General features: G+C 61.7%; 12 protein-coding genes and 1 pseudogene. 10 read left to right on the top strand and 3 right to left on the bottom strand.

The annotated features are described in order from the left end of the window. Positions 1-80: 80 nt before the first annotated feature. The 7 genes and pseudogenes from M4J40_RS14865 to M4J40_RS14845 all read left to right on the top strand — a co-directional run bounded on the left by M4J40_RS14865 (position 81) and on the right by M4J40_RS14845 (position 4,405). On the top strand, positions 81-1,070 hold the full coding sequence (locus M4J40_RS14865; RefSeq protein ID WP_251755009.1) for a helix-turn-helix domain-containing protein: 990 nt from the start codon (positions 81-83) through the stop codon (positions 1,068-1,070). A 97-nt stretch (positions 1,071-1,167) separates the two neighbouring features. Continuing rightward, positions 1,168-1,539: pseudogene (locus tag M4J40_RS22635) on the top strand (GNAT family N-acetyltransferase); the annotation flags it as partial. 183 nt (positions 1,540-1,722) lie between these two features. Beyond that, positions 1,723-2,202 (top strand): hypothetical protein, encoded by a 480-nt coding sequence (locus M4J40_RS14860; RefSeq protein WP_251755008.1) that lies wholly within the window; start codon positions 1,723-1,725, stop codon positions 2,200-2,202. Positions 2,203-2,300: 98 nt separating this feature from the next. Then, on the top strand, positions 2,301-2,576 hold the full coding sequence (locus M4J40_RS22630) for a Nif11-like leader peptide family RiPP precursor (protein WP_405030755.1): 276 nt from the start codon (positions 2,301-2,303) through the stop codon (positions 2,574-2,576). 87 nt (positions 2,577-2,663) lie between these two features. Further along, positions 2,664-2,948, top strand: coding sequence for a Nif11-like leader peptide family RiPP precursor (locus tag M4J40_RS14855; protein WP_251755007.1), 285 nt, complete (start codon positions 2,664-2,666; stop codon positions 2,946-2,948). 169 nt (positions 2,949-3,117) lie between these two features. Continuing rightward, a complete protein-coding gene (locus tag M4J40_RS14850; RefSeq protein ID WP_251755005.1) occupies positions 3,118-3,390 on the top strand; it encodes a Nif11-like leader peptide family RiPP precursor in 273 nt (90 codons plus the stop codon). 415 nt (positions 3,391-3,805) lie between these two features. Next, positions 3,806-4,405 (top strand): class I SAM-dependent methyltransferase, encoded by a 600-nt coding sequence (locus M4J40_RS14845; RefSeq protein ID WP_251755004.1) that lies wholly within the window; start codon positions 3,806-3,808, stop codon positions 4,403-4,405. A gap of 88 nt (positions 4,406-4,493) precedes the next feature. Here the strand turns inward: M4J40_RS14845 and M4J40_RS14840 are convergent, their stop codons facing one another. Further along, entirely contained in the window at positions 4,494-6,239 is a 1,746-nt protein-coding gene (locus tag M4J40_RS14840; protein ID WP_251755002.1) for an FAD-dependent oxidoreductase, read from the bottom strand. Between the two features lie 298 nt (positions 6,240-6,537). Continuing rightward, on the bottom strand, positions 6,538-7,017 hold the full coding sequence (locus M4J40_RS14835) for a PaaI family thioesterase (RefSeq protein WP_251755000.1): 480 nt from the start codon (positions 7,015-7,017) through the stop codon (positions 6,538-6,540). Positions 7,018-7,176: 159 nt separating this feature from the next. Here M4J40_RS14835 and M4J40_RS14830 point away from each other — a divergent pair, with 159 nt between their 5' ends. Genes M4J40_RS14830 through M4J40_RS14820 form a run of 3 tightly spaced genes read left to right on the top strand, consistent with a single transcriptional unit; the run spans position 7,177 to position 9,235 of the window. Then, the gene (locus M4J40_RS14830; RefSeq protein WP_251754998.1) at positions 7,177-7,515 is read left to right on the top strand and encodes a NifB/NifX family molybdenum-iron cluster-binding protein; all 339 of its coding nucleotides are present in this window, start codon (positions 7,177-7,179) and stop codon (positions 7,513-7,515) included. Next, on the top strand, positions 7,512-8,348 hold the full coding sequence (locus tag M4J40_RS14825; protein WP_251754997.1) for a P-loop NTPase: 837 nt from the start codon (positions 7,512-7,514) through the stop codon (positions 8,346-8,348). Before M4J40_RS14830 ends, M4J40_RS14825 begins: the two co-directional genes overlap by 4 nt. Next, positions 8,345-9,235, top strand: coding sequence for an ATP-binding protein (locus tag M4J40_RS14820; RefSeq protein ID WP_251754995.1), 891 nt, complete (start codon positions 8,345-8,347; stop codon positions 9,233-9,235). The genes M4J40_RS14825 and M4J40_RS14820 overlap by 4 nt, the downstream gene beginning before the upstream one ends. A gap of 25 nt (positions 9,236-9,260) precedes the next feature. Here M4J40_RS14820 and M4J40_RS14815 read toward each other — a convergent pair whose 3' ends face one another. Then, positions 9,261-10,193: a hydrogen peroxide-inducible genes activator gene (locus M4J40_RS14815; RefSeq protein WP_251754994.1), complete on the bottom strand. Its 933-nt coding sequence runs from the start codon at positions 10,191-10,193 to the stop codon at positions 9,261-9,263. Between the last annotated feature and the right edge of the window lie 31 nt (positions 10,194-10,224).

Genomic DNA, 10,224 nt, shown 5'->3' with positions numbered 1-10,224 from the left:
GTGAAGAATGCGAATACCTGTAGAGAGCGACCCAGGTGACCGGCAGTCAAATCGAATACCAATTGATCCGATCGTCGGACTTGAGCCATGAAGAAAACTACGAGCGTTGGCGAATTGGCGTGTCCAGCCTGTTCGATGCCGTCCCCGCGACGGATGGGCTCGATGGCTTCAAGGCGGACCTTGCGAGTTACAATCTCGGGCATTTTCTGATCGGCAAGTCGTCGGCGGTCGCGCAACGCTTTCATCGGTCAAGCGAACTGGTAGCCGCCACTGGCGTCGATCACCTGCTGATACAGCTCTACGTCAACGGGCAGTGCGCCTACAACGCCGATGGGGGGATTGCAAAGGGCGTTGCCGGAGACATCGTCTGTTTCGACCTAAGCCGCCCGATGCGCAGCCAGACAACGGACATGGAGATCATCAGTCTGATCCTGCCGCGCGCGATGATCCGGCTGATGCCCCGGGTCATCGACGAACTGCACGGGGCGAGGCTGGATGGTTCCTCCACGCTTGGCACCCTGCTGGGCGAGCACATGATGACAATGGCCAGGCTTGCGCCACAGCTTGCCGGCCCGGATGGGAAACTGGCGGCGGATGTCGCCTCCGTCCTTGTGTCGAGCGGTCTTTCGGCCGCAGTGGCCGCCGAGCGCGGCACGCTCATGGATGCAAGCCTTCAAACGATTCAGGTTTTCATCGAGCGCAATCTGACCAACCCGTCCCTCTCGACGGAAATGATCATGCGCCAGTTCGCTCTGTCGCGTTCTGCCCTCTATCGCCTGTTCGAACCGCTTGGCGGTATCGCCGACTATATTCGCGAGAGGCGGCTGAAGCTCGCCATGCTGAAGCTCGCCTCGGTCGGAATGTCGCGAGGGGCGGTGGCAAAGCTCGCTTACGCGACTGGGTTTGCGAGCGAGAATGCCTTTTCTCGCGCTTTCCAGCAATACTATGGCCTTCGCCCGAGCGAGGCTATTCGGAACGCTCGGGACGGCATCCGTCTGAAGACCGATATCGGTTCTCAGGAGAGCAACTGGATGCAGGCCTGGCTCGACAAACTTCACGCCAAGGCCTGAACCGCGAGAGAGTTTGCCCCTCTCCCAACATCCTATCCCAAACTCCGCCGATATTGTCCCACCAGCCCGTGCCCCGCTTTATTTCCTGACTGAGTACATGCACATAGCTGCAAGGCAGTACGGAGAAAGGTGCGGCATGCTTGCGGAGGCACGGACACGATTGCGCGTCGGATCACAGGACGCGTCGGCAGTGACACAGCCGAGAGCTTCGTTTCCGGTGCTCAAGGGGCACGCAGGGCTATTTTCTTCGTTCACGTTCGGGCGGATTGGCCGTTGGCTTGAGCCGGTCCGGGACGACGTCATCGCGGTCGGTGTCATTGCCGGTGCGCGTCCAGTCGGGCTTGCTGTGGGCACGTTCTCGCCCGGAAGGACACAGGCCGAGCTGCTGTCGATCGCAGTTGCCCCGCCGGTGCGCAGGCAGGGGCTTGGCAGGCGTCTCCTAAAGGCTTGGCAGACGGAAGCACTTGAGCGTGGGGCTGCCGAATGCCGGGCGAGCTACAATGAGTCCATGACGGGGCGGACGGCCTTGGAGGCCGTATTGGCTAGAGGTGGGTGGACACGCCCTCGTGCCAGTGGCGTTGTCGTGATTGGTCGCGTTGGGAAAATGGTCGATGAGGTCGGCGGTTGGCCCAGCGTAGCCGGTCGCCTTGCTATGCCCCGATCTTGCTCCTTCGAGCCCCTGGAGCTCAGCGCGGCCGACATCGAGGCGGTCGAGCGCTACCTCTCGGATCCCGAAGCGGCGGACATGTTGGGCCCTTTTCGCCAAGCGGAACCGCTGGCGCTGGATTTCAGTATCGCCATTCGGCGCCACGGTCAGCTCGTCGGTTGGCTGCTTGCCACGGAAACGCGCCACCCACTTATCGAGGCAAGCTCGGACGTGCCGGCGATCCGCTATCTCGAAGCCTATCTCGATCCGGCCTATCGGCAGAGTGGCATCATGGTCGGAGCCTACTATCACTGCTACTCGAGGCAGATGGCGCGTTTTGGCAGAGACTCGATTGCCATCTACTACACCAGCCACGACAGCCGTCCCCGCATGGTCGCTTTGACACTCCGTCGGTTTGCTCCAGTTGCCGAGCGCGTCGAGACGATTCTCTGCGCCGGCAGTCGGTTGTCTGTGTTCTGCCCGTGAGTTCACGTCTGAGTGTATTCTGACTATGTCTGTAGTGTATAGATTAATGTACTTCTAGTGAAGTTTTGTAGTATAGTGCAGGGTTGCGGTCATTTTATATGAGTAATAAGTCGCTTGAAGCATTCTATGACCGTATTCGTTCCGATCCGGAACTCGAGGCGCTTGCGTCGAGTGCCCTGGGAGATGGCCCGGAGGCCATCGTTGTCCTAGGTCTGTTGCATGGCTTTGAGTTTACGGAAGAGGAGCTGGTTCTTGCCATGTCGCATCGAGAGCTTCTGAGAGATTGCGAGCTCTCGGACGAAGATATAGATCTTGTTGCGGGTGGAGTGTGTAATAGTTTCGAGTATTCACGTGAGAAAAATCGTGCAGTATAGGGGGTGTTTTCGTTCAATTAACATGCTGATTTTCTGTTCTCACTTAGTTTTGCGGAAATCGGTGATACGTATGGAGGGTAGAGAGCCATGAGTGTCGAAGCGCTAGAGTTGTTCTATGAAAAAATCCAGGAAGATGATGTCCTTGAAGCAAAGGCGGCTGAGGCGTTAGGGCGTACGCTTGGAGACGTCGTTGCGCTTGCACGGCTGCAAGGCTTCGAGTTTTCCGAGGACGAACTTATGGCTGCTCTATCCAAACACGCGATCGGGGGGTCGATGGAGCTTTCCGACACGGATCTGGATCTGGTCGCTGGTGGCACGGCTAGTCAGGCCATCATGCCCGGCTCAAGAAAGGAAATGGTGCGGCGGAGCTAACCGCGCCGTTCGCCAAGTCAAGGGGCCGCGCTCGATGAAGGGCGGAGGAATGTGAACGATGTGCGAGTTCGCACTTTCGCTCCTCTGGTGCTTCCCATGCCTCGGCCAAGCCAAACCCGCCTCCGCGAACGGAGGGGATGAAACCACATGAAACGGAGAGCGATACGTCATGAGCATTGAAGCTTTGGAGCAGTTTTACGACAAGGTGCGGGCTAGCGAAGCGCTGGAGGCAGAGGCCACGGCGGCGATGCAGGATGGACCGGCCGCGGTCGTTGCCCTGGGCACCCGTGAGGGGTTCAGCTTTTCCGAGGAAGAACTCGCGGCTGGGTTGGCAAAGCTTTCCAACGGGGGAGAGCTGTCGGAAAAGGATCTCGACCTCGTCGCGGGAGGAGTTATTGCGCACCCCTACAACCCAACCAAGTTCGGTAAAGTAATCTACTGAACGTGAATGGGCTGAGCGGTTATCACTTGCAGAGATGACGATCGGCCACGGATCCTTCCTCTTCCTCAAAGGGCTGTGCGTTCCATGGGCGTCCCAGGGATGACGCTTCGCTTGTCGCGACGTGTCATACGCGTTCCGCTTGATCCGGACTCGTCCGGCTCAAGCGGGTCTCGACCTGACCGGCCGGCGCCCGGTCGGGCGCTTCCGCCTCCGTCAGCTTCCGACCCGAAAGGTCAAAACCCGACGGAAGCGGTATCAGGCTTGGATTCGGTCCTGGAGGGTGAGGTGGAGACGTGGCCTTTCTTGCCGTATCGGAGTATCCGTTGACTGAGCATGCCCTTGGTCTGAAGGCGGACAGCGCCGTGGGGAAGGGCATGCGGAGGTCGATTTTCGACGACACGCAAGGACAGCCTGAATGCCGTCATGGGACGAAGAGTTCTCAAAGCCGGGCTATCGCTATGGCACGGAGCCCAATAGTTTTCTCGTCGAGATGGCGGGGCGTCTTCCGAAAGCTTCGCGCGTAGTTGCCGCCGGTGATGGCGAGGGGCGCAACGGTGTCTGGCTGGCAGGTCAGGGGCATCGCGTCCTGGCGCTAGACGCCTCCTCGGTCGGTCTTGCCAAGGCCAGGGCGCTGGCCGAAGAACGCGGCGTTTCCATCGAAACGGCAGTTGTCGATCTCTCGACATACGCGCCCGAGGCGGCAAGCGCCGACGCGGTGGTGCTGATCTACGTTCATATGCCACCCGCCGTCCGACGTGCCGCCCACCGCAATCTGGTGAGCGCCCTGAAGCCGGGCGGGTTGGTCATTCTCGAAGCCTTCCACCGCGATCAGCTCGGCCGGTCGAGCGGCGGACCGAAGGACATCGACATGCTGTTCGACCTAGCGCTTCTCGCCGAGGACTTCGGACCGGACATTCGTGCCGTCCATGCGTTCGAAGGTGAGGTCGATCTCGACGAGGGGCGCGGCCACGTCGGCATGGGCGCCATCGTCCGCTTCGTCGGCGTCAAGGTCTAGCCCACCCCTTGCGTTGACGTAACGGTGTTTATGGGCGTTTGGCGTCGGCGTAGGCCGCCGCCAAACGGTTCTGGGCATCGGTCACATCTCAACCGTTGCGCCGGCTTTCGATCTCGCTGGCGTCGAGCAGTCGGATGTTCTCGTAGTCGAAGAGGTCGGGGTTGGACTGTTTCTCAGTCGCCCAGGCGTAGGTCTTGAAGCCGCCGGTCAGATTGCGCACGTTCTTGAACCCGGACTGCTTCAGGATCCTGTAGGCGACGTAGCCGCGAAGGCCGACCTGGCAGAAGACGACCACCGGCTTGTTGCGGTCGATTTCGCCAAGCCGCTGCCGAAGCCGGTTGAGCTCCATGTTGCGGGCTCCGGGCAAGCTGGCGATCGCATATTCGTCCGACGTCCGAACGTCGATCAGCTCGATCGTGTCGGGCGCATCGTGAAGGACGTCCCTCAGTTCGGTCCAGCTGATGATGTCATGACTGCCGTCGAGAACGTTGCTGGCCACGTAACCCGCCACGTTCACCGGATCCTTGGCGGAACCAAAGGGCGGCGCGTAGGCAAGTTCGAGGTCGGCAAGATCCTCGACGGTCATGCCGGCCTTGATGGCGGTGGCGATGACGTCGATCCGCTTGTCCGCTCCGTCGATGCCGATCGCCTGCGCCCCGAGAACGCGCCCATCCAGCCCGTAGACCAGCTTCAGGCTGATCTGCTGGCTACCGGGGTAGTAGGAGGCATGCGAGCCGGAATGGGTGATGCTGGCGCGATAGGGAATGCCCAACGCCTTGGCGGTGGCTTCGTTGAGGCCCGTGCAGGCGGCGGCCAGATCGAACACTTTGAGGATGGCCGTTCCCATGGCGCCGCGATAGGTCTTGAAGGCGCCTGGATCGGCGGCCAGAATGTTGTCGGCCACGATGCGGGCCTGTCGGTTGGCCGGACCGGCGAGCGGTATGAGCGACTGCTTGCCCGAAACCCGGTTGACCACCTCGACGGCATCGCCAACTGCGAAGATCGAGGGATCCGAGGTCTGAAGATGCTCGTCCACCTTGATGCCGCCAATGTTGCCGAGCGCGAGACCGGCTTCGCGGGCGAGCTTCACTTCCGGTCGCACACCGATGGACAGTATGATGATGTCGGCCTGGATGCGTTTGCCAGAGGCAAGGAAGACGATGGTATGGTCGGCTCGATCCTCGAAGTGCGACACCTTGTCGCCAAGATAGAGTTCGATCGACTTCTCGCGCATGTGCGCGTGAACGATGGCCGCCATCTCGTCGTCGAACGGCGGCAGGATGTGCGAAGCCCCCTCGACGACCGTGGTGAAAAGCCCACGATCATGGAAATTCTCGGCCACTTCAAGGCCGATGAAGCCTCCGCCGATCACCACGGCTCGGCGCGGCTTGCTGTCAGCCATCGCTCCCATGATGCGGTCGAGGTCGGGTACGTTGCGCAGCGTGAAGATGCGCGGAGAGCCGATGCCTGGAATCGGTGGCTTCAGCACCTCGGCGCCCGGTGACAGCAGCAGGCGGTCGTAGCTCTCGACTGTGTCTTCGCCACTGTCGAGGTTGCGAAGCGTGACGGTCTTGTTGGCACGGTCGATCGACAGCGCCTCGGTGCGTGAGCGAACGTCGATGTTGTAACGCGCTTCGAACATCTGCTCGGTGGTGACCAGCAGCTTGCCGCGCTCGGCGATCGTACCGGAGATGTGATAGGGAAGCCCGCAGTTGGCGAAGCTGATGTACGGCCCGCGCTCGACGAGGATGATCTCGGCCTGCTCGTCGCAGCGGCGAAGGCGAGCTGCCGCCGTTGCGCCGCCAGCCACACCGCCGATGATGATGATCTTCATGCCTGACTCCTCGCTTATTAAATTCGTACGTTCTTATATAAACACTATATGCAGATAACGTTGCGATCCGCATTTCTACGGAGGCCGCCCCTGGGCGGCAGACTCGTCCGCCAATCCGCGTGATGCCACGTCACCACGGTGACGAAAATGGCAGCTCAGTTATGGGTATTCTCCCAAAATACCGCGAACAAGATCGGGAAAGTCCTGTTCTCATTTGGTCGACTTTGATCGAACCGCCGCGGTTCCCAAGAGGACAAGGCAGGGTCGGTGCTTCCCGAAGGAGGGTTCTGCGGAAGCCTTAGCGAACGGTACGGCAAAACTTTCCCTTCGCCACGGCAAGGCGCTGTCCTGCGAGCGAAAGGCTTGCGGCCAGCTGGAATACGCCGTGGCGCTCACTGATCAGTCTCGCGCCGACGCTCACGTCACAGGCCACGGGGACTTCACGCAGGAAGCGCACGGTCATCTCGGCGGTCACGGCCGTCACCCCTCGAGCGAACAGGCAATGAGCCATCGCGGCGTCGAGGAGCGTTGAAATCACTCCGCCATGCAAGATCCCCTCATAGCCTTGGTATCGACTTGCGGTTCTGAACGTCGCTTGAACGTCACCCGCTTGGTCGGGCGTGAAGCTGAGCCCGAAACTGGGAGACTCTGGCCCGCCAATGCCGCAAACCATGCAGGCGGCGTGAGCTTCTTTTGCCACTGCGTAAGGTTCGACGACGAGGGGAGAAGTGTCCCGCCTTGCGTCATCCGACAGGGGCTTGCTGGCAACTTCAAACATTCTAGCACTTTCTATTATGGGCGTATGTGCATAACCCGATTGTGCGGGCCGAGGTCAACTCCTATTATGGGTGCATTCCCATAATTCATGCGGATGGCGCCAGCTTGGGACGAGCCGTCCGGACCGAAGCCATCCTCAGTCAACGGCAGGAGCCTCACCATGAAGATCGTTTTCACCATGCAGGGCGATGGCCGCGACGGTCTCATGGACCGCCGGTTCGGGCGGGCCGAGACATTCCTAGTCTACAATAGCGAGACGGACGAAAGGGGGCTGGTTGCCAACTCCGCCGTCGACGCCGCCATGGGGGCCGGGCTCAAGGCGGCGGAAAGCATCGTCGCACTCGGCGCCGTCGCACTGGTGACGGGGGAATGCGGCGTCAAGGCGCTGCACGCCCTCCATCGGGCCGGGGTCAAGGTCTATTCCACCGACAGCACGACCTTTGCCGATGCCCTCGAAGATTTGCGGCAGGGGAACCTCCGCGAGGCGCGGCCGGCATGAGGATCGCCGTCGCGTCGGGCAAGGGCGGTACAGGCAAGACATCAGTCGCGGTCAACCTGGCGGTCATCGCCGGTCGCACCGCAACACTGGTCGATTGCGACGTGGAGGAGCCCAATGCCCATATCTTCCTGAAGGGAGATGTTTCCAGCACGGATACGGTCTCGATGAGTGTCCCCGCCATCGAAGAGAACCGCTGTACCGGCTGTCGGGCCTGCGTCGAGTTCTGCGGCTTCAATGCCCTGATCTCCTTCGGCGGACCACCGCTGTTTTTCCCGGATCTGTGCCACGGCTGTGGCGGCTGTCGCCTGGTCTGCCCCGCCGGGGCCATTGTCGAGGTGGCGCGCCCGCTTGGTGAAGTCAGGCGGATCGACGCTGGTCGCTGTACCTTGGTGGAGGGCTGTCTGGAGGTTGGCGTATCGTCGCCGGTGCCGGTCATCAAGGCGGCCAAGGCGGCTGCCGACGGTGATTTCGTCATCTACGATGCGCCGCCGGGAACGTCTTGCCCGCTGGTCGCCACGCTTCGTGGCGCCGACTATGTGCTCCTGGTCACCGAGCCGACGCCGTTCGGCCTGTCCGACCTTCGCCTGACAGTGGAGGTTCTTCGCCAGATGAACATGGAATTCGGCGTCGTCATCAATCGTTCGATGAGATCCGAAAGCCTGATCCATGACTACTGTCATCACGAAGCGATCGAGGTTCTGGGCGAGATCCCCGAAGACCGAAGGATAGCTGAGGCGTATGCCGCCGGCCGGCTGATCGTCGAAGCTCTTCCGGGCTACCGTCCACTGTTCCGTTCGATCCTGGAAGCCTGCCTGGAGAGGGTGACGGCATGAAGGAACTGGTCGTTCTCTCGGGCAAGGGTGGAACCGGCAAAACCAGTCTGACCGCCTGCTTTGCCTCTCTCGCACAACCCGCCGTGCTGGCGGACTGTGATGTCGACGCCGCCAATCTTCACCTGGTCCTCGTTCCCGAAGCCGAGCGTCGCGAGACCTTCCATGCCGGACGGGAAGCGCATGTCCGTTCCGAAGCCTGTCGTGGCTGCGGGAGGTGCGCCGCCGCTTGCCGTTTCGACGCCATGAGCTTGGACGGTCCGAGCGATTCCGCCATGGTCGATCCTCTCGCTTGTGAAGGGTGCGGCGTTTGCGTCTTCGTCTGTCCGGCCGACGCAATCGACTTCAGCGAGCGCATGGCGGGATCGGTCATGACGTCGCGAACTCGGTGTGGCGCAATGGCCCATGCCCGTCTCAACCCCGGGGCCGACAACTCCGGCAAGCTCGTCTCCTGGGTTCGCCAGCAGGCGCGTCGACTGTCGGAAGAGCTGGGCTGCCCGCTTGTTCTGATCGACGGGCCGCCTGGTCTCGCTTGTCCAACCATGGCCGCGCTGACCGGGTGTTCGCATGCCCTGGTCGTCATCGAACCGACCATGTCCGGCCTCCATGACCTCGATCGCATCCTGGCGCTCACCAGGCATTTCGAGGTGCCGACGTCGGTTTGCGTCAACAAATGGGACATAGACGCGGAGAAAAGCGCCATTATCGAACGACGCATCCGGGCCACTGGAGGGCATTTCGCCGGACGCGTCCGATACGATCGGGGCGTCACGCAGGCTCAGATGCGCGCCCGGACGGCCGTGGAGGAAGGAGCGGCCTCGGCCGGCGATATCCGTTCGGTTTGGGGAGCGGTGGCTGAGCGCCTCGCCATCGATACGGTCGATGGATAAGGGAATGATCGCCCGAGAGCCGCCATCATCGATGGCTTTCGTCCCAAGGGACAACCTCGGCCTTGGCCCATCCCTTGAGGAAGTCGCCGATCTCCCGGAAGGTGTCCGCCCGGCCCGACTGGCGGCGCCAGGCAAAGCCGATGCGGCGTACGTTCGCCTCGCCCGAAATCGGCCGGATGGCGATCTCGCCACCGCCTGCGATGCCGGCGTTGATCGCGAGATCCGGCAACAGCGTCGCCCCCATGCCTTCCGCCACCATGGCGACCAGAGTCGGCAGGCTGGTGGCGGAGAAGGTCGTCTCGGCGATGCCGGGAGCGCCTTGCAACAGCGGCAATGCATGGCTGTGCAAACAGTGATCCTTTTCGAGCAGCATCAGCGGTTCGCCGCCGAGCTGCTCCATCGCGACGCTTTCGACACCTGCGAAAGGGTGGTCCGCGGCACAGGCGAAGCGGTAAGCGTCCTCGAACAGCATCATGGTCTCAAGCCCGTCCGTCTCATAGGGAAAGGCGATCAGCACGAGGTCGAGCCAGCCACGGGCAAGCCTGTCGAGCAGGTCCCCGGTCTTGTCCTCCCGCAACGCAAAGCGGAGCTCGGGAAAGCGTCCGCGCAATGCCGGAATGATCCTCGGCAGGAGGTAGGGCCCTATCGTCGGGATCGTGCCGAGGGAAATGGTGCCCGAGTAGGGGGCGGTCGCCTCGGCTGCGATGTCCAGCATGTCGTCGGCCGAACGCAGCAACGCCGCGGCTTTCTCCGCCAGAACGTGGCCGATCCTCGTCAGGATGACCGAGCGTTTGGTGCGTTCGGCGACCTGAACGCCCAGAGCCGTTTCGAGCTCGCGGATGCCGGCGCTGAGCGTCGATTGGGTGACCGACGACGCTTCCGCCGCCTTTCCGAAATGACGGTGTTCGGCCAGGGCGACGAGATAGGCGAGATGCCGGAGGTTGGGGTAGGCCCTCATCGTGATCGTCATCCTCGATCATTGTGACAAG

Source organism: Pleomorphomonas sp. JP5 (assembly GCF_023721815.1).
GTDB lineage: Bacteria > Pseudomonadota > Alphaproteobacteria > Rhizobiales > Pleomorphomonadaceae > Pleomorphomonas.
The sequence above is the reverse complement of the archived record's forward strand: the minus strand, read 5'-3'. Positions and strand labels throughout refer to the sequence as shown.

Coding starts and splice junctions, on each gene's coding strand:
- M4J40_RS14860 (WP_251755008.1), top strand. CDS start 1,723: ATGCCCCGATCTTGCTCCTTCGAGCCCCTGGAGCTCAGCGCGGCCGAC.
- M4J40_RS22630 (WP_405030755.1), top strand. CDS start 2,301: ATGAGTAATAAGTCGCTTGAAGCATTCTATGACCGTATTCGTTCCGAT.
- M4J40_RS14855 (WP_251755007.1), top strand. CDS start 2,664: ATGAGTGTCGAAGCGCTAGAGTTGTTCTATGAAAAAATCCAGGAAGAT.
- M4J40_RS14850 (WP_251755005.1), top strand. CDS start 3,118: ATGAGCATTGAAGCTTTGGAGCAGTTTTACGACAAGGTGCGGGCTAGC.
- M4J40_RS14845 (WP_251755004.1), top strand. CDS start 3,806: ATGCCGTCATGGGACGAAGAGTTCTCAAAGCCGGGCTATCGCTATGGC.
- M4J40_RS14840 (WP_251755002.1), bottom strand. CDS start 6,239: ATGAAGATCATCATCATCGGCGGTGTGGCTGGCGGCGCAACGGCGGCA.
- M4J40_RS14835 (WP_251755000.1), bottom strand. CDS start 7,017: ATGTTTGAAGTTGCCAGCAAGCCCCTGTCGGATGACGCAAGGCGGGAC.
- M4J40_RS14830 (WP_251754998.1), top strand. CDS start 7,177: ATGAAGATCGTTTTCACCATGCAGGGCGATGGCCGCGACGGTCTCATG.
- M4J40_RS14825 (WP_251754997.1), top strand. CDS start 7,512: ATGAGGATCGCCGTCGCGTCGGGCAAGGGCGGTACAGGCAAGACATCA.
- M4J40_RS14820 (WP_251754995.1), top strand. CDS start 8,345: ATGAAGGAACTGGTCGTTCTCTCGGGCAAGGGTGGAACCGGCAAAACC.
- M4J40_RS14815 (WP_251754994.1), bottom strand. CDS start 10,193: ATGAGGGCCTACCCCAACCTCCGGCATCTCGCCTATCTCGTCGCCCTG.